The sequence below is a fragment of the Streptomyces sp. QH1-20 genome (assembly GCF_041283565.1).
In the GTDB taxonomy this organism is placed as follows: domain Bacteria; phylum Actinomycetota; class Actinomycetes; order Streptomycetales; family Streptomycetaceae; genus Streptomyces; species Streptomyces syringius.
In genome coordinates this window covers 3,657,492-3,679,318 of record NZ_CP166299.1, presented here as the reverse complement: position 1 = coordinate 3,679,318, position 21,827 = coordinate 3,657,492, and the positions used below count along the sequence as shown (strand labels likewise).

General features: G+C 71.7%; 18 protein-coding genes. 11 read left to right on the top strand and 7 right to left on the bottom strand.

Features of this window, described 5'->3' with window-relative positions; translation table 11 throughout:
* Positions 1-66 precede the first annotated feature (66 nt).
* The 7 genes from rarD to AB8O64_RS16445 all read right to left on the bottom strand — a co-directional run bounded on the left by rarD (position 67) and on the right by AB8O64_RS16445 (position 10,479).
* The gene (gene rarD, locus AB8O64_RS16475; RefSeq protein ID WP_370423877.1) at positions 67-1,032 is read right to left on the bottom strand and encodes an EamA family transporter RarD; all 966 of its coding nucleotides are present in this window, start codon (positions 1,030-1,032) and stop codon (positions 67-69) included.
* A 246-nt stretch (positions 1,033-1,278) separates the two neighbouring features.
* On the bottom strand, positions 1,279-3,252 hold the full coding sequence (locus AB8O64_RS16470) for an APC family permease (RefSeq protein WP_370419811.1): 1,974 nt from the start codon (positions 3,250-3,252) through the stop codon (positions 1,279-1,281).
* A 144-nt stretch (positions 3,253-3,396) separates the two neighbouring features.
* Positions 3,397-4,476, bottom strand: a complete 1,080-nt coding sequence (locus tag AB8O64_RS16465; RefSeq protein ID WP_370419810.1) for a 2-oxoacid:ferredoxin oxidoreductase subunit beta — start codon at positions 4,474-4,476, stop codon at positions 3,397-3,399.
* Positions 4,469-6,433, bottom strand: a complete 1,965-nt coding sequence (locus AB8O64_RS16460; protein ID WP_370419809.1) for a 2-oxoacid:acceptor oxidoreductase subunit alpha — start codon at positions 6,431-6,433, stop codon at positions 4,469-4,471. Before AB8O64_RS16460 ends, AB8O64_RS16465 begins: the two co-directional genes overlap by 8 nt.
* A 364-nt stretch (positions 6,434-6,797) precedes the next feature.
* Positions 6,798-7,457: a response regulator transcription factor gene (locus AB8O64_RS16455; RefSeq protein WP_307842211.1), complete on the bottom strand. Its 660-nt coding sequence runs from the start codon at positions 7,455-7,457 to the stop codon at positions 6,798-6,800.
* A 179-nt stretch (positions 7,458-7,636) separates the two neighbouring features.
* Entirely contained in the window at positions 7,637-8,962 is a 1,326-nt protein-coding gene (locus tag AB8O64_RS16450; protein WP_370419808.1) for a sensor histidine kinase, read from the bottom strand.
* Positions 8,963-9,228: 266 nt separating this feature from the next.
* Complete coding sequence (locus tag AB8O64_RS16445; RefSeq protein ID WP_370419807.1) at positions 9,229-10,479, bottom strand: sensor histidine kinase; 1,251 nt, start codon at positions 10,477-10,479, stop codon at positions 9,229-9,231.
* A gap of 198 nt (positions 10,480-10,677) precedes the next feature.
* Between AB8O64_RS16445 and AB8O64_RS16440 the strand changes: the two genes are divergently transcribed.
* The 11 genes from AB8O64_RS16440 to htpX all read left to right on the top strand — a co-directional run bounded on the left by AB8O64_RS16440 (position 10,678) and on the right by htpX (position 21,807).
* Positions 10,678-11,094, top strand: a complete 417-nt coding sequence (locus tag AB8O64_RS16440; RefSeq protein ID WP_356448968.1) for an NADH-quinone oxidoreductase subunit A — start codon at positions 10,678-10,680, stop codon at positions 11,092-11,094.
* Complete coding sequence (locus tag AB8O64_RS16435) at positions 11,085-11,708, top strand: NADH-quinone oxidoreductase subunit B family protein (RefSeq protein WP_356448970.1); 624 nt, start codon at positions 11,085-11,087, stop codon at positions 11,706-11,708. The genes AB8O64_RS16440 and AB8O64_RS16435 overlap by 10 nt, the downstream gene beginning before the upstream one ends.
* Entirely contained in the window at positions 11,705-13,066 is a 1,362-nt protein-coding gene (locus AB8O64_RS16430; protein WP_370419806.1) for an NADH-quinone oxidoreductase subunit C, read from the top strand. Before AB8O64_RS16435 ends, AB8O64_RS16430 begins: the two co-directional genes overlap by 4 nt.
* Complete coding sequence (locus tag AB8O64_RS16425) at positions 13,063-14,028, top strand: NADH-quinone oxidoreductase subunit H (protein WP_370419805.1); 966 nt, start codon at positions 13,063-13,065, stop codon at positions 14,026-14,028. The genes AB8O64_RS16430 and AB8O64_RS16425 overlap by 4 nt, the downstream gene beginning before the upstream one ends.
* Positions 14,028-14,588 carry an NADH-quinone oxidoreductase subunit I gene (locus AB8O64_RS16420; RefSeq protein WP_370419804.1) on the top strand — a complete coding sequence of 187 codons (561 nt, stop codon included), beginning with the start codon at positions 14,028-14,030 and terminating at the stop codon, positions 14,586-14,588. Before AB8O64_RS16425 ends, AB8O64_RS16420 begins: the two co-directional genes overlap by 1 nt.
* Positions 14,585-15,184, top strand: a complete 600-nt coding sequence (locus tag AB8O64_RS16415; RefSeq protein ID WP_370419803.1) for an NADH-quinone oxidoreductase subunit J — start codon at positions 14,585-14,587, stop codon at positions 15,182-15,184. The genes AB8O64_RS16420 and AB8O64_RS16415 overlap by 4 nt, the downstream gene beginning before the upstream one ends.
* Complete coding sequence (gene nuoK / locus AB8O64_RS16410) at positions 15,184-15,594, top strand: NADH-quinone oxidoreductase subunit NuoK (RefSeq protein WP_370419802.1); 411 nt, start codon at positions 15,184-15,186, stop codon at positions 15,592-15,594. Before AB8O64_RS16415 ends, nuoK begins: the two co-directional genes overlap by 1 nt.
* Positions 15,591-17,585, top strand: a complete 1,995-nt coding sequence (locus AB8O64_RS16405) for an NADH-quinone oxidoreductase subunit L (protein ID WP_370419801.1) — start codon at positions 15,591-15,593, stop codon at positions 17,583-17,585. The genes nuoK and AB8O64_RS16405 overlap by 4 nt, the downstream gene beginning before the upstream one ends.
* Before the next feature lie 17 nt (positions 17,586-17,602).
* Entirely contained in the window at positions 17,603-19,192 is a 1,590-nt protein-coding gene (locus tag AB8O64_RS16400) for a NuoM family protein (RefSeq protein ID WP_370423876.1), read from the top strand.
* Entirely contained in the window at positions 19,192-20,718 is a 1,527-nt protein-coding gene (locus tag AB8O64_RS16395; RefSeq protein WP_370419800.1) for an NADH-quinone oxidoreductase subunit N, read from the top strand. The genes AB8O64_RS16400 and AB8O64_RS16395 overlap by 1 nt, the downstream gene beginning before the upstream one ends.
* Positions 20,719-20,943: 225 nt before the next feature.
* Entirely contained in the window at positions 20,944-21,807 is an 864-nt protein-coding gene (gene htpX / locus AB8O64_RS16390; protein WP_130878938.1) for a zinc metalloprotease HtpX, read from the top strand.
* Positions 21,808-21,827: the final 20 nt, after the last annotated feature.

The window sequence follows — 21,827 nt, the reverse complement described above, 5'->3', positions numbered from 1 at the left end:
CGCTGATCTGTGGTTTCAGGGACCGCTGCGCTCTTTGTTATTTCTGTGTTTCGTGGGGCGCGACGCCTAAGTCGTGGCTTTTGTCGGCGTGTCCGTGATGCTCTCCGACACGACCGGGGCCCCACCTTCCACAGCCGCCTCCGCCGCCTTGGCCCGCGCGTTCCGCAGCTCCGTCCGCGAGATCCGCGCGGCCCGCAGCGCGTCCCAGGTGAGCACCGCCAGTGCCAGCCAGACGAGCGCGAAGCCCGCCCAGCGCTCGGCCGGCATCGCCTCGTGGAAGACCAGCAACCCGAGGGCGAACTGGAAGATCGGCGCCAGGTACTGGAGCATCCCGATCACCGACAGCGGCAGCCGGACCGCCGCCGCGCCGAAGGAGATCAGTGGCAGCGCGGTGATGGCCCCGGTGCCCATCAGGAGCAGCAGATGAACGCTGCCCTCCGAGGTGAAGGTGGACTCGCCGCGCGAGCCGAGGAAGAGCAGCACGGCGAGCGCGGGCAGGAACTGCACGGCCGTCTCGGCGGCCATCGACTCCAGGCCGCCCAGCCCGACCTTCTTCTTGACCAGGCTGTACGTGCTGAAGGTGGCCGCGATCGCGAGCGCGATCCACGGCGGCTTGCCGTATCCGACGGCCAGCACGATCACGGCGGTCACGCTGACCCCCACGGCCACCCACTGCGCGGGACGCAGCCGCTCGCGCAGCACGAGGACGCCGAGGGCGATGGTGGCCAGGGGGTTGATGAAGTATCCGAGGGAGGTCTCGACGACGTGCCCGGAGTTCACGGCCCAGATGTAGACCCCCCAGTTCAGGGAGATGACGGTCGCGCCGACCGCGATCATCCCCAGGCGCTTGGGCTGCCGCAGCAGCGGGCGTATCCAGTCCCAGCGCCGGGTCACGGCCAGCACGACGGCGACGGCGGCCAGGGACCACACCATGCGGTGGGCGAGGATCTCGACCGCGCCCGTCGGCTCCAACAGCGGCCAGTAGAGGGGGAAGAGCCCCCAGATCCCGTAGGCGAGGACGCCGCACAACATCCCGGTGCGGGTCTCGGTCTTGGACTCGTGCGACTCCACGGGGCTCCTTCCGGAGGTTTCGATGCATGAACCTTCGGAAGGTAGCGCCGCCGGGGCCCGACTGTCATGCGCGTATCGCATGATGGTCCTGACAGGCGCCCGGCTGGCTCTTCGGCTGAGCTCAGCCCCAACAAGCCCGTCCGGCGATTGAGGACGCGCCCGCAGGGCGCTCGCCGCAGCAGGCGGCACGGACGGCCCGCAGTCGAACTAGCGCACCCGCGCGGAGCGCAAGCGCTCGACGGCCCGGGCGACATCGAACGGCAGGATCGTCACGGCGACATCCGGCAAGTGCTCCAGAGCCTTCGCCAACTCGTCGCCCGTGCCCCGGTGCAGCAGCCGTCCGAGCGGCGGCGGGTAGGCGCGGCGCGGGATCAGCAGGGTCAGGGCGGTGGTGCCGTCGGCGGTCGTCCGGGCCGCGAGGGCGACGAGCGTGTGCCGCAGCCGTCGGTCGGGGCAGTCGATCAGCTCCAGCGGCACGGTCGTGGCGGGTGACCGCTCCCAGCGCTCCACCAGCCGGTGCGCGCGGGCCTCGTCGACCACGACGTGCAGGGCCCGCACCTCGTCCGGCCGCAGCTCGTGCGCGTAGGCCAGTGCCTTGAGGGTGGCCAGATCGAAGCCGTCGACGAGGACGTGCACCAGGTGCCGCCGCCAGCGCGGGCGGTCCGTGGTGAAGGGGGGCATGATCTCCAGGGCCTCCGCCTCGGCCCGGTACTGATCGTTGACGCGGATCAGCGCCCACACCCCGAGCGGGAACACCGCGACGACGAGCCACGCGCCCTCGGTGAACTTGGTGACCGCGAAGACCACCACGACCAGCGCGGAGACCACGGCGGCGGAGATGTTGACGGTGAGCTTCCAGTGGCGGTTCGGCTCGCCGGGCCGCCGCCAGTAGTGGGCGGTCAGCCCGGCGGCGGCCATGGTGAAGCCGGTGAAGACGCCGATGGCGTAGAGGGCGACGAGCTCGTCGACGTTGGCGCGCGTCACCAGCAGCAGTACGAGGGAGACGACGGCGAGGCAGACGATGCCGTTGGAGAAGGCGAGCCGGTGCCCGCGCCGCGTCAGTTGGCGCGGCAGGAAGCTGTCCCCGGCGACGAAGCTGGCGAGGAACGGGAAGCCGGTGAAGGGCGTGTTGGCACCCGTATAGAGGATCAGCGCCGTCGCGAGCTGCACGAAGACGAGTCCGGCCGTCCCCAGCGGGCTGTCACCGAAGACGAGCCGCGCCTCCTGCGCGATCACCGTCGGGTTGCCGTCGGCGTAGGGGATCGCGTGGGTGTAGTGGGCGAGGACGGAGACGCCGAGGACCATGCCGCCCAGAAGGCAGCTCATGACGGTGAGGGTGCGGCGGGCGTTGGGGCCCTGGGGGCGGCGGAAGGCGGAGACGCTGTTGGAGATCGCCTCCAGGCCGGTGAGCGAGGAACCGCCGTTGGCGAAGGCCCGCAGCACCATGAACAGCGAGGCGCCGTACAGCCAGCCGTCACCCGCCTCGCCGAGCGGCACCGCCCCCGCCGCGTGCACGTCCGCGTGCGGAAGGCCCCCGGTCAGGGCCCGGACGAGCCCGCAGAGCAGCATCAGCGCCACGGCCAGGACGAAGAGGTACGCGGGCGCGGCGAAGGCCCGCCCGGCCTCGCGGATGCCGCGCAGATTCCCGTACGCCAGCAGCACCACCATGCCCACGGACAGCGGGACCTTGAGATGGTCGATGCCCGTGTAGCCCTCCCCGACGAGATGGGCGAGGGAGATCAGGGCATCGGTCCCGGCGGCGGTCTGTACGGCGACGGTGACGATGTAGTCGACGAGCAGGGCGACCGCCGCGATCTGCGCGACGCGCGGCCCGAAGTTCTCCCGGGCGACGACGTAACTGCCGCCGGCGCGGGTGTAGACCATGACGACGTCACGGTAGGAGAGCGTCAGCATCAGCAGGACCAGCAGGATCGCCCCGGTCACCGGCAGCAGCAGGGTGAAAGCGGCGACCCCCACGACCGGCACCAGGATGCGCAGCATCTCCTCGCTGCCGTACGCGGTCGACGACATGCAGTCGGAGGCGAGGACGCCGAGTGCCATCGGGTTCGACAGCTTCTCGCGCGCGAGCTGCTCGGTGACCAGCGGCGGGCCGAGCAGACGGCGCTTGAGCCGGTAGCCGAGCGGATCACGGGGAACGAGGGCGGCTTCGGTGTCGGCCATGGGCCCCATGAGAGCGGGTGCCCGGCCGGGGCGTCGGGCGGCGCCCCGGCCGGGCACCCGTCTGTGCCCGTACGTACCAGTACGACGAGCCAGGGCGTGTCTGGTGGGTCCTGCCGGGCTCCGGCCTGACCCACCAGACACGCCCTATCCGACGACCGTCCAGGTGTCGTTGCCGGCGAGCAGGGCGGACAGGTCGCCCTTGCCCTTCTGCTCGATGGCGGCTTCGAGCTGGTCGGACATCTGGGTGTCGTAGACCTGCCGGTCGACGCTGCGCAGCACACCGATGGGGGTGTGGTGGAGGGTGTCGGGGTCGGCGAGGCGGGAGAGGGCGAACGCGGTGGTCGGGGAGGTGGCGTGCGCGTCGTGGATCAGCACGTCGGCCTCGTTCTCCGGTGTCACCGCGACGACCTTGAGGTCGCCGGTGGCCCGGTCGCGGACGACGCCCTTGTTCTGGTCGGTGCCGAAGCGGATGGGCTTGCCGTGCTCCAGACGGATCACGGCCTCTTCCGCCTGCTGCTTGTCCTTGAGGACTTCGAAGGCGCCGTCGTTGAAGATGTTGCAGTTCTGGTAGATCTCCACCAGTGCGGTGCCGGGGTGGGCGGCCGCCTGGCGCAGCACCTCGGTGAGGTGCTTGCGGTCGGAGTCCACGGTGCGGGCCACGAAGGAGGCTTCGGCGCCGATGGCCAGCGAGACGGGGTTGAAGGGCGCGTCCAGTGACCCCATCGGCGTGGACTTGGTGACCTTGCCGATCTCCGAGGTGGGGGAGTACTGGCCCTTGGTGAGCCCGTAGATCCGGTTGTTGAACAGCAGGATCTTGAGGTTGACGTTGCGGCGGAGGGCGTGGATGAGGTGGTTGCCGCCGATGGACAGGGCGTCGCCGTCGCCGGTGACGACCCAGACCGACAGATCACGCCGCGAGGTGGCGAGTCCGGTGGCGATGGCGGGTGCGCGTCCGTGGATGGAGTGCATCCCGTAGGTGTTCATGTAGTAGGGGAAGCGGGAGGAGCAGCCGATTCCGGAGACGAAGACGATGTTTTCCTTCGCGAGGCCGAGTTCGGGCATGAAGCCCTGGACGGCGGCGAGGATGGCGTAGTCACCGCAGCCGGGACACCAGCGCACTTCCTGATCGGACTTGAAGTCCTTCATGGACTGCTTGGCGTCGGCCTTCGGCACCAGGGAGAGCGCCTCGATCGAGGAAAAGCCCCCCGAGATCGTCTCAGTCATTGATGGCCTCCTTGAACACATCGGCGAGCTGCTCGGCCTTGAACGGCATTCCGCTCACCTGGGTGTAGGAGCGGATGTCGGTCAGGAACTTCGCTCGCAGCAGGGTCGCGAGCTGACCGAGGTTCATCTCCGGTACGACCACCTTGTCGTAACGCCTCAGCGTTTCCCCGAGATTCCCGGGGAAGGGGTTGAGGTGACGCAGGTGGGCTTGGGCGATGTGGTGGCCCTCGGCGCGGGTGCGCCGCACGGCCGCGGTGATGGGTCCGTAGGTCGAACCCCAGCCGAGGACGAGGGTGTCGGCCTCGCCGCTGGGGTCCTCCACCTCCAGGTCGGGGACGGTGATGCCGTCGATCTTGGCCTGGCGGGTGCGGACCATGAAGTCGTGGTTGGCGGGGTCGTAGGAGATGTTTCCCGTGCCGTCCTGCTTCTCGATGCCGCCGATGCGGTGCTCGAGTCCGGGGGTGCCGGGCACCGCCCACGGCCGGGCCAGGGTCTCCGGATCGCGCTTGTACGGCCAGAAGACCTCGGTCCCGTCGGCCAGCTCGTGGTTCGGCCCGGAGGCGAACCGCACCCGCAGATCGGGGAGTTCGTCGACCTCCGGGACCCGCCAGGGCTCGGAGCCGTTGGCCAGATAGCCGTCCGACAGCAGGAACACCGGCGTCCGGTACGTCAGCGCGATGCGCGCCGCGTCGATCGCCGCGTCAAAACAGTCCGCCGCGGTCCGGGGCGCCACGATCGGCACCGGGGCCTCGCCGTTGCGTCCGTACATCGCCTGGAGCAGGTCGGCCTGCTCGGTCTTGGTGGGCAGGCCGGTGGAGGGACCGCCACGCTGGATGTCGACGACGAGCAGCGGCAGTTCGAGGCTGACGGCCAGTCCGATGGTCTCGGACTTGAGGGCGACGCCGGGGCCGGAGGTGGTGGTGACGGCGAGGGCGCCGCCGAAGGCCGCGCCGAGGGCGGCACCGATGCCGGCGATCTCGTCCTCGGCCTGGAAGGTCCGCACACCGAAGTTCTTGTGCTTCGACAGCTCGTGCAGGATGTCCGAGGCCGGGGTGATCGGGTACGAGCCCAGGTAGAGCGGCAGGTCGGCCTGGCGGGCGGCGGCGATGAGCCCGTAGGACAGCGCCAGGTTCCCGGAGATGTTGCGGTAGGTGCCGGCGGGGAAGGCGGACGTCGCGGGGGCGACCTCGTAGGAGACGGCGAAGTCCTCGGTCGTCTCGCCGAAGTTCCACCCCGCCCGGAAGGCGGCGACGTTGGCCTCCGCGATCTGCGGCTTCTTCGCGAACTTCGCCCGGAGGAACTTCTCGGTGTTCTCCGTCGGCCGGTGGTACATCCACGACAGCAGACCGAGCGCGAACATGTTCTTGCTGCGCTCCGCCTCCTTCCGCGACAGCCCGAAGTCCTTCAGCGCCTCGATCGTGAGCGTCGTCAGCGGGACCGGGTGGACGTTGTAGGCGTCCAGCGAACCGTCCTCCAGCGGGCTCGTGGCGAAGCCGACCTTCGCCATCGGGCGCTTGGTGAACTCATCGGTGTTGACGATGATCTCCGCGCCGCGCGGCACGTCCGCCAGATTCGCCTTCAACGCCGCCGGATTCATCGCCACCAGAACGTCCGGCGCGTCACCGGGGGTCAGGATGTCGTGATCGGCGAAATGCAGCTGGAACGACGAAACCCCCGGCAGGGTGCCTGCGGGGGCTCGGATCTCGGCGGGGAAGTTCGGCAGCGTCGACAGGTCATTGCCGAACGACGCGGTCTCGGAGGTGAACCGATCACCCGTGAGCTGCATACCGTCACCGGAGTCACCCGCGAAACGGATGATCACCCGGTCCAGTCGGCGCACCTCCTTGGCGCCGCCCGGGCCCCCGGAGGGGCTGCGCTGTCCGGCGAGGTGTGACGGCTCGCCTCGCTGCTCGGCTGGATCGGCCTGCTCGGCCGGGCTACTGACCTGGCTGGTCACTGCTTCGGACCTCCCTCATGGCGGCGGTCCGCACATGGTGGTGCCGACCGGCGTTCCCACGGCCATCGTACGTGGGGAAGGGTTTCCTCCTCCGGAGGTACCACAGGATGAACCCACGGATCTGGCCCCCTTATGCCCTTGTATGTCATGGTCATCGGCCGCTGCGCCCTCGTATTTACGAGGGGTACTGCTAGGACTTCGGTTCCAGGACCACGTATCCGACACGGCCCGCGCCGCGCCCCCGACCGGAGTACGGCGGGGGTGCGACCGGGCCGCGCCGGACGGATGACAGCACGTCAGAACGGTGAGGCGGGTCGGAGTGAGGGAATCCGGATGAAATGCGGACGACAGCGGCGCGCGCCGGTCAGGACCGCAGATAGGTCAGGACGGCGAGAACCCGACGGTGATCCCCGTCACTCGGCGACAGCCCGAGCTTCGCGAAGATGTTGCTGACGTGCTTCTCGACCGCCCCGTCGCTCACCACCAGCTGCTTGGCGACCGCGGAATTCGTCCTTCCCTCGGCCATCAGACCGAGGACCTCCCGCTCGCGGGGGGTCAGCCCGGCCAGCACGTCCTGCTTGCGGCTGCGGCCCAGCAGCTGCGCGACGACCTCGGGGTCCAGCGCGGTGCCGCCGCGGGCGACCCGCACCACCGCGTCCACGAACTCGCGCACCTCGGCGACGCGGTCCTTGAGCAGATAGCCCACGCCCCGGCTGCTGCCGGCCAGCAGCTCCGTCGCGTACTGCTCCTCCACGTACTGCGACAGCACCAGCACCCCCAGCCCCGGGTGGTCCCGGCGCAGCCGCACCGCCGCCCGGACGCCCTCGTCGGTGTGGGTGGGCGGCATCCGGACGTCCGCGACGACCACGTCCGGCAGGGCATCCTCGGCGGCGAGCTCCGTGATGGTCTTGATCAGCGCCTCGGCGTCGCCGACGCCGGCCACGACATCGTGCCCCCGGTCGGTCAGCAGCCGGGTCAGGCCCTCCCGGAGCAGCACCGAATCCTCGGCGATGACCACCCGCACCCTGTCCTCCACGATTTACGGCCCCCCAGGCCCGGCGCGCACGCCGGGCGGTTTCACGCTGTAGGCAATTGACACCGCCCAGCATGTCAGCATTCGGGCCGCGAGCGGGCGCGCTGCCACGTGGCAGCACGTCGCCCCGCCGGACGACCGGCGGGGCGACGTGGTCGGGCGGGTGCGGGTCAGCCGCGCCAGGGCAGCTCCGCGGTGATCGTCGTCGGACCGCCCACGGGGGAGTGCACCACCAGCAGCCCGTCCACCGCGTCCAGCCGCTCGGCCAGCCCCGCGAGGCCGCTGCCGCCGGCCGTCGACGCGCCGCCGCGGCCGTCGTCGGAGACCTGGAGCATCAGCCGGTTCGCCGACCGCCACACGTCGACGCGGGCCGTACGGGCGGCGCTGTGCTTGCTGATGTTCTGCAGCAGCTCGGAGACGATGAAGTAGGCCGTGCCCTCGATCGCGGCGGCCGGGCGGAGGGACAAGTCCACATCGACCTGTACGGGCACGGTGCACCGCGCGGCCAGCGCCGACAGCGCCGGGCCGAGCCCGCGGTCGGTGAGGATCGCCGGGTGGATGCCGCGGGCGAGGTCCCGCAGCTCCTGGAGGGCGAGCTTCACCTCGCCGTGCGCCTCGTCCACCATCCTGGCGGCGGCCTCCGGGTCCTCCTCCAGCTTCTCCTTCGCGAGGCCCAGGTCCATGGCGAGGGCGACGAGCCGGGCCTGGGCGCCGTCGTGCAGATCGCGCTCGATGCGGCGCAGATCGGCGGCGGCGGTGTCGACGACGACCCCGCGGTCCTCCTCCAGCTCCCACACCCGGCTCGCCAGCCGGGACGGCCCGAGCAGCCCCGCCACCATCAGCCGGTCCACCTGCGTCAGCCCCCGGATGATCCACGGGTTGACCAGCACCAGGAGCAGCCCGGCGGCGCAGGTGACACCGATCTCGAAGGGGTTGTCGAGGTAGACGGCCGTGCCGTCGGAGTCGCCGTACAGCTGCATCCCCGGCTGGTCCCAGTACTTCGGGTAGACCCACGCGTACGCCGGGTACAGCAGCAGCGCCCAGCCGACGATCGTCAGCGTCAGCGACACGCAGAACGCGCCGACCGCCCACGGGAAGTGCAGCACCCCGTACAGCAGGTGCCGCCAGGACGCCCCGCTCTTGAGGACCGCCCCCATCCAGGCCATCGGCCCGTGGTGGCCCTTCCGCGGCCGGATCGGCTCCGGGTCGGCGATCTCCAGATCCAGCAGCCCCCGGGCCCGGGTCCGCTCGACCGCGCCCAGCGCCCGCGCCCCGAGGAGCGCGCCGGCCAGCACGGGCACCCCGACGAAGGTGACCAGCAGACCGGCGCCGAGGCTGGTCATGGTGATCGCGTACGAGAAGAAGAGGACCGCCATCGGGAGGCTGAGCATCAGATAGAGGAACTCGCGCCACGTGCGGCCCGCCAACGGCGCGTGCAGCACGGCGGGCACGCGGTGGGGCCGGGGGGCCGACTGCCGTCCGTAATCGATGGCCATCTCTCTTCCGATCTCCGAGTCTCCGGGGGTTCGCCTGATGACTCAAGACTCCGGGAACGGGGTCCCGGGGACCATGTGGTGAGTGGGTGTCTTGGGGGTGGGGCCAGCCCTACCCCTCCGGGGCGGGCGGGTCGGCGACGGGCGGGCCCGGCCGTGGTCCGCCCGTCGCACGGGCGACGGCAGCCGCGGGATGTGCCGCTGTTCAGCCATGACGACCGCCGGACCGGCTCGCGGTGAAGCGCGCGTGCCCGCCGGGAGGGCGGACGTCAGCCCGCCGAGCGGTCGCGCCAGGGCAGCTCCGCCGTGACGACCGTCGGACCGCCGACGGGGGAGTCCACGACGAACAGCCCGTCCACCGACCCCAGGCGCTCGGCCAGCCCCGCCAGCCCGCTCCCGGTCGCCGTCGAGGCGCCGCCGCGGCCGTCGTCGCGCACCTGGATCAGCAGCCGGTCCTTCGTCCGCCACAGCTCGACGCCGGCCGTGCGGGCCCCGCTGTGCTTGCTGATGTTCTGCAGCAGCTCGGAGACGGTGAAGTACGCGATGCCCTCGATCGCCGGCGCCGGGCGGGCGTCCAGCTCCACGGACACGCTCACCGGCACGGTGCAGCGCGCCGCCACCGACGACAGCGCCGCGTCCAGACCCCGGTCCGTCAGCACCGCCGGGTGGATGCCGCGGGCGAGGTCCCGCAGCTCCTGGAGGGCGAGCTTCACCTCGCCGTGCGCCTCGTCGACCATCTGCGCGGCGGCCGCCGGATCCTCCAGCACCTTCTCCTTCGCCAGCCCGAGCCCCATGGCGAGGGCGACGAGCCGGGCCTGGGCGCCGTCGTGCAGATCGCGCTCGATGCGGCGCAGATCGGCCGCGGCGGTGTCGACGACGACCCCGCGGTCCGACTCCAGCTCGGCGACCCGCCGCTCCAGCTCGTCGGACGGGCTCAGCAGCCCGCGCACCATCGCCCGGTCGACATTGGTCATGGCGCGTGCCAGATAACCGAGAACCGGCCACAGCACGAAGAGCGAACAGAGCGTGACCGCGAAAGTGAGAACGCCCCATGGCAGTCTGATGAACGAATACAGGGTGCTCCGCCACCCCACCGGGTCCTTCAGCGTCGTCCACAGCCAGGGGAAGAATCCGGCGGTCCCGCGGCTGCCCCGCCGCAGCGGGCTCGGCTCCTCGATCCGCACGCCCAGCAGCCTGCGCGCCCGCATCCGCTCGAAACGGCCCACGTACCGGGCACCCATCAGCCCGAGCGCCAGCAGCGGCAGCCCGATCACGGTGACCGACAGACCGACGCCCACATACAGCCATACCGAGACATAGACGAAGCCCACGATGCCCTCGGGCAGGTTCAGCAGGAGATGCGCGATCTCCCGCCACGTCTGCCCGCCGAAGGCCGGGCGGGCGGGCGGAAGCCGCTCGCCCGACCCGCCGTCGGGGTCGTCGTGGGTGTCGTGGGCGGCGAAACCGGACCGACGGGAGGTGTCCGGGGCGGCCTCGCGGGCCGTACTGCTGGCGTTCATAGGGCAAAGACTGCCGGGCGGCCGGGCACGACGCCATGGGGGCCGTGGGTGCGAAGGTGTAGGGATAACCCCACCACAGGCCGGTAGCGCTGCTCACTCCTGGCGCGGCAGGGCCTAGACTCCCGTGCGTACAGATCGTCGAACGCGGGTGACCGGGACAAACCGGAAGAACAGCCGCACAGGGAGCGAGGGGCGGACGTGCCGGAGGCGACCGTGCGCATCGCGAGTGCCGACGTCCGGCTCGCGGCCGACTACTTCGATGGCTACGCGACGGTCGGCCTGCTGGCCGTCGTCGGCGTGCTGTTCGTCGCTGTGTCCTTCGTGGCCGGGCGACTGCTGCGGCCCGTGGTGCCCACCCCCGAGAAGCTGCTGACCTACGAATGCGGCGTGGACCCGGTCGGCGAGGGCTGGGCGCACACCCAGGTGCGCTACTACGTCTACGCCTTCCTCTACGTCATCTTCGCGGTGGACTCGATCTTCCTGTTCCCCTGGGCGACGGTCTTCGCCGCGCCGGGCTTCGGTGGCGCGACGCTCGTCGAGATGTTCATCTTCCTCGGCTTCCTCGCCGTGGGCTTGTTGTACGCATGGAAGAAGGGCGTCCTCGAATGGACGTGACACCCCCGGTTGACCTTCCCGAGCCGCGCCGGCTCGGGGTGCTGTCCCGCCTCGCGCCCGAACCCATGAAGGTGGTCCTGAACTGGGGCCGCCGCTACAGCCTGTGGGTCTTCAACTTCGGCCTCGCCTGCTGCGCGATCGAGTTCATCGCCGCGTCGATGGCCCGGCACGACTTCATCCGCCTCGGCGTCATCCCCTTCGCCCCGGGCCCCCGCCAGGCAGACCTCATGATCGTCTCCGGCACGGTGACGGACAAGATGGCCCCGGCCGTGAAGCGGCTGTACGAGCAGATGCCCGAACCGAAGTACGTGATCTCCTTCGGTGCCTGCTCCAACTGCGGCGGCCCCTACTGGGACTCGTACTCCGTCACGAAGGGCGTTGACCAGATCATCCCGGTCGACGTCTACGTACCGGGCTGCCCGCCCCGGCCGGAAGCGCTGCTGCAGGGCATCCTCAAGCTTCAGGAGAAGATCGCGAAGGAGTCGCTGAGCGACCGGTACGGGTCCGCCTCCGGCGCGGGTGCGTCCGTCGCGGCGCTGCGCAGCGATCTGGTGACGCCGCCGCCGACGCCGGGCACGGGCGCCTCCGGCGGCTCGGAGGAGACGGACCGATGACGACCGATCCGACGAACCCGGCGGAGAACCCTGGCGGGGCTCCCGGCGAGGGCGCCGCGTCCGCCGAGCCGCCGGAGGCACCCGCTCCCGAGCCCGTCGTCGGGTGGCTGCCCAGTGGCGCCTCCGAGCTGTTCGGTGAGGGGGCGAGTGCCGAGGAGTCGTACGGGCTGCTCACCGTGGACGTGCTCGCCGCCGCGTGGATCGCCGCGCTGGAGACCGCGCGGGACACCCTCGGCTGCACCTACTTCGACTGGCTGAGCGCGGTCGACGAGCCCGGCACGGGCTTCCGCGTCTGCGCGCACGTCGTCGCACTGCCCACCGGCCCCGGTGCGGCCGGTGCCGTGCGACGGCTCGTCGTACGGACCACCGTGCCGCACGACGCCCCCGCGCTGCCCAGCGCGATCGGCGTCTACGCCGGAGCGGCGTGGCACGAACGCGAGACGTTCGAGATGTTCGGCGTCGACTTCACCGGTCACCCGCACCTGGTGCCGCTGCTGCTGCCCGAGGGCTTCGAGGGGCACCCGCTGCGCAAGGACTTCGTGCTCGCGGCGCGGGTCGCGAAGGCGTGGCCCGGGGCCAAGGAACCGGGCGAGACCGAGGGCGGCGGCCCCAAGCGCCGCCAGATGCTCCCGCCGGGCGTCCCCGATCCCAACGAGTGGGGCCCCCTCAAGGGCCAGCTCCCGCCCGCCCCCGCCCGTCCGGCCCGTGGCCCCCGCGCCGCGGGTGCCGCAGCCGCCGACCGTCCGGCCCGGCGCACCCGCAGCGTGGCCGCCGGCTCGGCGAGCCAGACGGAACCGGCGGCCGGCACCCCGGCAGCGGCTCCCGAGCGGCCCGCCCGCCGTAGCCGCAGCGTGAGCGAGGGCTCGGCGAGCCAGGCCGCTCCCGCGGCCGAGGCGGCCGGTGCGGAAGGCTCTGTGAGCCAGCAGGCGGAACCGACGGCCGGAACTCCCGACACCGCCACCGCGGCCGGTACGCCCGCCCGTCGCAGCCGCAGCGCGAGCGAAGGCTCCGCGAGCCAGGCCACGCCGCCTGCCGAGGCCGGGACGCCCGCCGCCGAACGCCCGCGCCCGACGCCGCGCTCGGCCGACGCCCCGTGGCACCACGCCCGCCCCGCGTTCGACGAGACACCGAACCAGACACCGGGGGAGCCCGGCCCCGAGGCCGGAGCCCCCAAGGACGCCACGCCGCAGGCTGAGCCTGCGGCTGAGCCGACCCCGGAGGCCGAGCCCGGCGCCGCCGAACCGCCGCCGGGCGAAGCCGACCGCCCCGAGCCCGGCGCAGCCGACCCGCCGAAGGGCGACGGCGACCGCGACCGCGACACCCGAGACGACGACCCGGCAGGAGGCCACCCCGCGTGAGCGACATCCTCGACGTGGCCGTCCGCCTGGCCGCCGTGTTCGTCGCCTTCCTCGTGCTGCCGCTCGTCCTCGGGCAGACCGAGCACAAGGTGATGGCCCACATGCAGGGCCGGCTCGGGCCGATGTACGCCGGTGGGTTCCACGGGTGGGCGCAGCTCATGGCGGACGCCGTGAAGTTCGCGCAGAAGGAAGACGTCGTGCCCGCGGGCGCGGACCGGCGGATCTTCCAGCTCGCGCCGGCCGTCGCCCTGCTGCCCTACCTCCTCGTACTGGTCGTGATCCCGGTCGGGCCGGGCGACGCCGTCGGTGAGTTCATCGACGCCGGGATCTTCTTCGTCCTCGCCGTCCTGGGCATCGGCGTGCTCGGCTCGCTGATGGCCGGCTGGGCGTCGGCCAACAAGTTCTCCCTGCTCGGCGGTCTGCGGACCGCCGCGCAGCTGATGGCGTACGAGCTGCCGATGCTGCTCGCCGCGGCCTCCGTCGCGATGGCGGCCGGGACGCTGTCGCTGCCCGGCATCCTGGAGGCCTTCCACTGGTGGTGGGTGCCCTGGCAGATCGTCGGCGGCGTCGTCTTCTTCACCGCCGGGCTCGCCGAACTCCAGCGGCCCCCGTTCGACATGCCGGTCGCCGACTCCGAGATCATCTTCGGTGCGTACACCGAGTACACCGGCCTGCGCTTCGCGCTCTTCCTGTTCGCGGAGTTCGTGGGCATCGTCGTGCTCTGCGCGCTGACGACCGTCCTCTTCCTCGGCGGCTGGCACGGGCCCTTCGGGGCCGACGGCCTCGGCCCCGTGTGGACCCTGCTCAAGACGGCGCTGCTCGCCTTCGTCGTCATCTGGCTACGGGTCAGCTATCCCCGGCTCCGTGAGGACCAGCTGCAGAAGCTGGCCTGGACCGTACTCATTCCGCTCGCTCTCGCGCAGATCGCGCTGACCGGCGTGATCAAGGTGGTGATCCAGTAATGGGGATTCCCGGTTCCGGCCTCGCCAAGGGCCTCGCCGTCACCCTGCGCACGATGACGCGGCGCTCGATCACCGACCAGTACCCGGACGTACAGCCCGAGCTGCCGCCCCGCACCCGCGGGGTGATCGGCCTGTTCGAGGAGAACTGCACGGTCTGCATGCTGTGCGCCCGTGAGTGCCCCGACTGGTGCATCTACATCGACTCCCACAAGGAGACCGTGCCCCCGGCCGCGCCGGGCGGGCGGGAGCGCAGCCGCAATGTGCTCGACCGCTTCGCGATCGACTTCTCGCTCTGCATGTACTGCGGCATCTGCATCGAGGTGTGCCCCTTCGACGCGCTGTTCTGGTCGCCGGAGTTCGAGTACGCCGAGACCGACATCCACGAACTGACCCATGAGCGCGACAAGCTCCGCGAATGGATGTGGACCGTGCCGGAGCCGCCCGCGCTCGACCCGGCGGCCGAGGAGCCGAAGGAGCTCGCGGCGGCCCGGAAGACGGCCGAGAAGCTGGCCGCGCAACAAGCCGCCGAGGCGGAGAAGCAGCAGGAGGACGAGGCATGACCGGCACCGCCGACGTCACCGCGCTCGCCGCGGACGCCCACGGCTTCCTCTCCCCGACCGGCGTCGAGATCCTCTTCGTGCTCGTCGGCATCGTGACCCTCGGCGCCGCCGTCGTCACCGTCACCACCAAGCAGCTGGTGCACGCCGCCCTGTGGCTGGTGGCGGCGCTCGGCGGGCTCGCCGTGGAGTACCTGCTGCTCACGGCGGAGTTCATCGCCTGGGTGCAGGTGCTGATCTACGTCGGCTCCGTCGTCGTCCTCCTCCTCTTCGGGCTGATGCTCACCAAGGCCCCCATCGGCCGCTCCCCGGACGCGGACTCCGGCAACCGCTGGACCGCCCTCGCGGTCGCCCTCGCCGCGGCCGCCGCGCTCGTCTGGGTGGTCGTGGACGCCTTCCGCGCCACCTGGATCGATCTCGACGGCGCCGTGCAGGGCTCCACCAAGGTCTCCGGCGAGAGCCTCTTCCGGTACTGGGTGCTGCCCTTCGAGGCGCTGTCCGTGCTGCTGCTCGCCGCCCTCGTCGGCGCGATCGTGCTCTCCCGCCGCGACATCGACGGCGGCTCGGACAAGCAGCCCGGCAAGGGGGGCGAGCGCTGATGCATCTCGTCTACCCCGCCGTCCTCGCCGCCCTCCTCTTCGCCGTCGGCCTCTACGGCGTGCTCGCCCGGCGCAACGCGATCCTCGTCCTGATGTCCGTCGAGCTGATGCTCAACGCCGTCAACCTCAACCTCGTCGCCTTCGACGTGTGGCTGCGCGACACGCTCCACGCCGGACAGGCGCTCACCCTCTTCACCATCGCCATCGCCGCCGCCGAGATCGGCATCGGTCTCGCGATCGTGCTGCTCGTGTACCGCAACCGTGGCACCGCCGACGTCGACCGGCTCCGCGACCTCAACGAGGGCGAGGACGCCGAGCGCTACGCGGCCGACACGGACGCCGCCGTGGACGCGGCCGGCCCCGGCGACCGGCCGAACGGCCCCGACAAGAAGGCAGAGGCCGTCGCGTGACGACCACGACCACCGCCGTCCTCGTCCCGCTGCTGCCCTTCCTCGGTGCCGTCGCCGGCATCCTGCTCGGCCGCTGCGCCCCCGGCTTCGTACGACCGCTGGCCGTCCTGCCGACCCTCGCCGCGGCCGTGCTCGCCGTCGTCGTCGCCTGGCAGCAGGGCGGCGGCGAGGACATCGACGCCGCCACCCGGCTCACCCCGACCGGGTCCGTGCCCATCGACCTCGCCCTGCACCTCGACGGCTTCGCCGTGCTCGTCGCGGTCCTCGTCGGCGTCGTCGCGTCCTGCGTACAGCTCTACTCGACCGCCTACCTGCGCGACGACCCCCGCTACCCCTCCTACGCGGCCCTGGTCTCCCTCTTCACCGCCGCGATGCTGCTCGTCGTCTACTCCGGCGACCTGATGGTGCTGCTGGTCGGCTGGGAGATCATGGGCGTCTGCTCGTACTTCCTCGTCGGCCACTACTGGGAGACCGAGGCCGCCCGCGCCGCCTCCCTCAAGGCCTTCCTGGTCACCAAGCTCGGCGACGTCCCCTTCCTGATCGGCATCCTCGCGCTGGCCGCCGACGCCGGAACGTTCCGCATCAACGGCATCCTGACCGCCGCCGTCTCCGGTGACGGGCTCGACCACCCCACCCTCATCGCGCTGCTGCTCCTCGCCGGAGTCGCGGGCAAGTCCGCGCAGTTCCCGCTGCACACCTGGCTGCCCGACGCGATGGCCGGCCCCACGCCCGTCTCCGCGCTGATCCACGCCGCGACGATGGTCGCCGCCGGTGTCTACTTCATCGCCCGGCTCCTGCCCGTCTTCGCCGCCTCCACCGCGGCGCTGGTCGTGCTCGCCGCGATGGCCGCGATCACCATGATCGGCTCGGCGCTCGCCGCCCTCGCCCAGGACGACATCAAACGCGTCCTCGCCTACTCGACCGTCGGCCAGCTCGGCTACATGACCGGCGCCCTCGCCGTCGGCGACCGCGGTGCCGCCGTCTTCCACCTGATCACCCATGGTGCGTTCAAGGCGCTCCTCTTCCTCGGGGCAGGCGTGATCATCCACGCCGCCGGCACGAACTCGCTGGCCGCGATGGCACGCATGGGCCACCTCACCAAGCGCATCCCCGACGCCTACTGGACGATGACCGTCGCCCTCCTCGCCCTCGCCGCGATCCCCCCGTTCAGCGGCTTCTTCTCCAAGGAAGCCGTCCTCGGCGCGGCCGAGCACGCCGCCACCGGGGACGCCAGTGGCATCCCGGGCGCGGTGGGCTGGATCGTCCTGATCGCCGGACTGCTCACCGCCCTCCTCACCGCGGGCTACGCCACCCGGCTGTGGCTGCTGGCCTTCCACGGCCGCGGCACCGAGGCCGCCGACCACGGCAAGCAGCCCGTCGTCATGAACGCCACCCTCTGGGTCCTGTTCGTCCCCGCCCTCGCGCTCGGCCTCGCCGCCTGGAAGCTCCCCGACTGGTTCGACGGGCACTCCCTCACCCCGACCCTCACCACCTCCGTCCTCGGCACCGGCTGCGCCCTCGTCGGCGCGCTCGCCGTCTGGGCGGCCTGGCGGCGGACCGCCGCGCTCGCCGCCGGCACGCCCATGGGCGCCGTAGCCGCCGACCCGGACGCCGCCCCCGCGGTCTCCGAGGAGGAGGCCGTCGCCAGCCACACGGCCGCCTACGGAAACATCGCCTCCGCCCAGGACCCGGCCGACCCCGGCCGGCTCCTCCTCGGCCCCCTGCACCGCCACGCCGCCGTCGGCTTCCACCTGGACGCCGCGTACAGCGCCCTGTTCGTCCGGCCCGTGCGCGCCGGCGCCCGCCTCGCGCACTTCCTCGACCGCGAGGTCGTCGACACGTACGTACGCGGCGCGGGCGCGGCCCCCGGCCTGCTGGGCTGGGCCGTCCGCCGGGCCCAGACCGGCAATGTGCAGACCTATCTCGGCGCCCTGCTCGCCGGCTCCGTCGTCCTGGCCGTCGCCGCCGTTCTCGTAGCCACCGGAGCCTGACCGTGAGTCATACCGTCATGCAGATCCTCCTCGCTGCGATCGTCGTCCTCCCCCTCCTCGGAGCCGTCGCCGCCCTGCTCCCGGCCCCTCCCGGCCTCAAGGGCAAGAGCCCCGACCAGGCCGTGCTCCGGCACGGCGTCACCGTCACGGGCGCCGTGCTCGCGCTGTCCGTCGCCCTGGCCGCCGGCTTCGACCACGACGACCCCGCCAGGATGCAGGCGACCACCGACATCAGCTGGATCCCGGCCCTCGGCATCCGGATCCACCTCGGCGTGGACGGCGTCTCGCTCCCCCTCCTCGTGCTGACCGCGCTGCTGACCTTCCTCAGCGCGCTCTACAGCTACGTCAAAATGCCCGACGGCCCGTCACCGAAGGCATTCGTCGCACTGATCCTCGTCCTCGAGTCCGGCACCCTCGCGTCCTTCGCCGTCCTCGACCTGATGCTGTTCTTCCTCGCCTTCGAGATGGTGCTCATCCCGATGTACTTCCTCATCGCCCGCTGGGGCGGTGACGGCCGCGAGCGCGCGGCCTGGCGGTTCATCCTCTACACCCTGCTCGGCTCCGTCGTGATGCTGCTCGGCCTCCTCCTCATCGGCATCAAGGGCGGCACGTTCGACATGGTGGCACTCGCCACTGACAACGGCTCCGGGCTCAGCCACACCACCCAGCTCGTCGCGGTGCTCGCCATCGGCGTCGGCCTCGCCGTCAAGGCCCCCATGTGGCCCCTGCACAGCTGGCTCCCCGACGCCCACACCGCCGCCCCCACCGTCGGCTCGGTGCTCCTCGCGGGCGTCCTGCTGAAGATGGGCACGTACGGCTTCGTCCGCATCCTGCTGCCCATCACCCCCGACGGCGTGCACACCTTCGCGCCCTACCTCGCCGCCTTCGCGGTCGTCGGCATCATCTACGGCTCCCTGGTCTGCCTCGCCCTCGCCCGCAGCGGCGCCGGCGGCGACCTCAAGCGCCTGATCGCCTACTCCTCCGTCGGCCACATGGGCTTCGTGCTCCTCGGTATCGCCACCCTCACGCCCACCGGTGTGAACGGCGCGCTGTTCGCCAACATCGCCCACGGCCTCATCACCGGCCTGCTGTTCTTCCTCGTCGGCGCCGTCAAGGACCGCTACGGCACCAGCGACCTCGACCGGCTCTCCGGCGCGAGCGGCGCCGCGCTCTACGGCAAGGCACCCCGCCTCGGCGGGCTCCTCGCCTTCGGCGCCGTCGCCTCGCTCGGCCTGCCCGGCCTCGCCGGGTTCTGGGGCGAGATGCTCGCGATGTTCGGCTCCTTCGAGCCCGCCGAGGGCCTCAGCCGCCCCGCCTACCTCACCTTCATGGCCATCGCCGGCTTCGGCACCCTGCTGACCGCCGCGTACATGCTGATCGTCGTGCGCCGGGTCTGCATGGGAGGCGACGGCGAGAGCGGCGGCCACACCGGTGGCCACGGTGGCGGTTCCGCACCGGCACCGACGTCGCTCCCCGACGTCCAGACGTACGAGTTCGCCGCCTGGACCCCGCTCGTCGTCCTCACCGTCCTCGCCGGACTCTGGCCCGCGGCCCTCCTCGGCCTCACCGACCCGGCCGTTCAGCAGCTCCTCGGAGGAGGCAACTGATGGGCTCCCTGGTCCAGTCCGTCGACTGGCTCGCCATCGCCCCGCCCACCATCACCGCGGTGGTGGCGCTCGTCATCCTGGTCGCCGACCTCTTCCTCCCCCAGGAGCACAAGCCCCTCCTCGGCGGGATCGCGATCGGCGGACTGCTGCTGGCCGGGCTCTCCCTGCTGCCCCTGCACGACGGTGACCGCTCCACCTTCTGCCTGAGCACCGGCACGCGCGCGTGCAGCTACACGGCGGACCACTTCACCCTCGTCATCCAGTTCCTGGTGCTCGGCGGCGCCCTGCTGACGGCGCTGCTGTCCGTCAGTACGCTCACCGACTTCAAACTCCCCTCCGGCGAGTACTGGTTCCTGCTGCTGTCCTCCGCCGCCGGCGCCGCCCTGCTGCCCGCCTCCCGGGACCTCGCGACCCTCGTCGTGGCCCTCGAAGTCGCCTCGCTGCCCGCCTTCGCCCTCGTCGGCCTGCGCCGCGACGACCGCCGCTCCTCGGAGGCGGCGCTCAAGTTCTTCCTCTCCTCGGTCACCGCGACCGCCGTCATGCTGCTCGGCGTCAGCTTCGTCTACGCGGCCACCGGCACCCTGCACCTCACCGAGGTGGCCCAGGCCCTCACCGACGTCGACCCGCGCCTGGAGACCCTCGCCCAGGCGGGCGTGGCCCTCACCCTCGTCGGCTTCGCCTTCAAGACCGCGGCCGTGCCCTTCCACTTCTGGGTACCCGACACCTACGTGGGCGCCCCGCTGCCCATCGCCGCCTATCTGTCGGTCATCGGCAAGGCCGTCGGCTTCACCGGCCTCATCCTCGTGACCGTCGTCGGCTTCCCCTCGTACTCCGACATCTGGGGCCCGGCCCTCGCCGTCCTCGCCGCCGTCACCATGACCGTGGGCAACGCCGCCGCGCTGCGCCAGCGCGCGGACCGCGCCCACAGCGCCGTGCGCCTGCTGGCCTGGTCCTCCGTCGGCCAGGCGGGCTACCTGCTGGTGCCGATCGCCGCCGCCGCGTACACCGACGACCCGGCCCACGCCATCGGCTCCACCGTCGCGTACGCGCTGATGTACGCCGTCGTGAACCTCGGTGCCTTCGCCGTGGCCGCGCTCGTCGCCCGTACGCGCCCCGCCAACCGCGTCACCGACTACCGGGGCCTCTACGCCCGCCGCCCGCTCGCCGCCCTGGCCATGGGCTTCTTCCTGCTCTGCCTGGCCGGACTGCCGCCGGGGATCATCGGCCTGTTCGCCAAGGTCACCGTATTCTCGGCGGCCGTCGACGCGGGCCTGGGCTGGCTGGCGGTCGTCATGGCGATCAACGTCGTGGTCGCCCTCTACTACTACCTCCAGTGGACGGCGGTCCTCTTCCGCGCGCCGGACGAGGTCGCCTCGCCGGACGAGGCGGAGGCCGCCGAGGGCCGTCAGCGGCTGCGCGTCCCGGCCCCCCTGGCCACGGCGATCGCCCTCGCCGCCGTCCTCGGCATCGCCCTCTCCGGCGCCCCGCAGCTCGTCCTGCGCTTCGCCTCCGGCACCCTGCTGTAACGCGGCTCGGAACCGCCCGTAGGCCCTCCGCACGGTCACCCGTACGGCCCTACGGGCGGCCGGCGCGCCACCCGGTGCACGGCCGGTGCGCGCGCGGCGTGCGCAGGGGAACCAGCCACCTTCATCTGGCGTTGACCAGTTCGGAAGGTTCCACTGGAACGTGGAAGCGCAAGGTGGCAGCACCGAGCAAAGGGTTCCCCTGCCGCACCATTTGGAGGGCGTACCGTGCACCGCCGGCACAACGGGTTGAAGACCGCCGTACTCCTCGGTGGGCTGTCCGCACTCATCATCGTCATCGGCAGCCTCTTCGGACGTACGGGCCTGATCGTCGCCGTCCTCGTGGCGCTCGGCACCAATGCCTACGCCTACTGGAACAGCGACAAGCTCGCCCTGCGCGCGATGCGCGCCCGGCCGGTCAGCGAGTTCGAGGCCCCGCAGCTCTACCGCATGGTCCGCGAGCTCTCCACCGCCGCCCGCCAGCCGATGCCCCGCCTCTACATCTCCCCGACCGAGGCCCCCAACGCCTTCGCCACCGGCCGCAACCCGCGCAACGCCGCCGTCTGCTGCACCGACGGCATCCTGCGCCTCCTCGACGAGCGCGAGCTGCGCGGCGTCATCGGCCATGAACTCAGCCACGTCTACAACCGCGACATCCTCATCTCCTCGGTGGCCGGCGCGCTCGCCTCGGTCGTGATGTTCCTGGTCAACTTCGCCTGGCTGATCCCCTTCGGCCGCTCGGACGACGACGAGGGCCCCGGCCTCATCGGCATGGTCATGATCATGCTGCTGGGCCCGATCGCCGCGTCCGTCATCCAGCTCGCCGTCAGCCGCTCCCGCGAATACGAGGCCGACGCCTCCGGCGCCCGCCTCACCGGCGACCCCCTCGCCCTCGCCGACGCCCTCCGCAAACTCGACGCCGGCACGAAGCGGCTGCCCCTGCCGCCCGAGCCCCGCCTGGAGACCGCGAGCCACATGATGATCGCGAACCCGTTCCGCGCGGGCGGGGGCATGTCCAAGCTGTTCTCCACCCACCCGCCGATGGCGGAGCGCATCAGCCGCCTGGAGCGGATGGCGGGCCACCGGGGGTAGTGCCGACGGCCCCCGGCCGA

Coding starts and splice junctions, on each gene's coding strand:
- AB8O64_RS16430 (WP_370419806.1), top strand. CDS start 11,705: ATGACGACCGATCCGACGAACCCGGCGGAGAACCCTGGCGGGGCTCCC.
- AB8O64_RS16445 (WP_370419807.1), bottom strand. CDS start 10,479: ATGAACGCCAGCAGTACGGCCCGCGAGGCCGCCCCGGACACCTCCCGT.
- nuoK (WP_370419802.1), top strand. CDS start 15,184: ATGCATCTCGTCTACCCCGCCGTCCTCGCCGCCCTCCTCTTCGCCGTC.
- AB8O64_RS16420 (WP_370419804.1), top strand. CDS start 14,028: ATGGGGATTCCCGGTTCCGGCCTCGCCAAGGGCCTCGCCGTCACCCTG.
- AB8O64_RS16465 (WP_370419810.1), bottom strand. CDS start 4,476: ATGACTGAGACGATCTCGGGGGGCTTTTCCTCGATCGAGGCGCTCTCC.
- AB8O64_RS16415 (WP_370419803.1), top strand. CDS start 14,585: ATGACCGGCACCGCCGACGTCACCGCGCTCGCCGCGGACGCCCACGGC.
- AB8O64_RS16395 (WP_370419800.1), top strand. CDS start 19,192: ATGGGCTCCCTGGTCCAGTCCGTCGACTGGCTCGCCATCGCCCCGCCC.
- AB8O64_RS16470 (WP_370419811.1), bottom strand. CDS start 3,252: ATGGCCGACACCGAAGCCGCCCTCGTTCCCCGTGATCCGCTCGGCTAC.
- rarD (WP_370423877.1), bottom strand. CDS start 1,032: ATGTTGTGCGGCGTCCTCGCCTACGGGATCTGGGGGCTCTTCCCCCTC.
- AB8O64_RS16400 (WP_370423876.1), top strand. CDS start 17,603: ATGCAGATCCTCCTCGCTGCGATCGTCGTCCTCCCCCTCCTCGGAGCC.
- AB8O64_RS16435 (WP_356448970.1), top strand. CDS start 11,085: ATGGACGTGACACCCCCGGTTGACCTTCCCGAGCCGCGCCGGCTCGGG.
- AB8O64_RS16450 (WP_370419808.1), bottom strand. CDS start 8,962: ATGGCCATCGATTACGGACGGCAGTCGGCCCCCCGGCCCCACCGCGTG.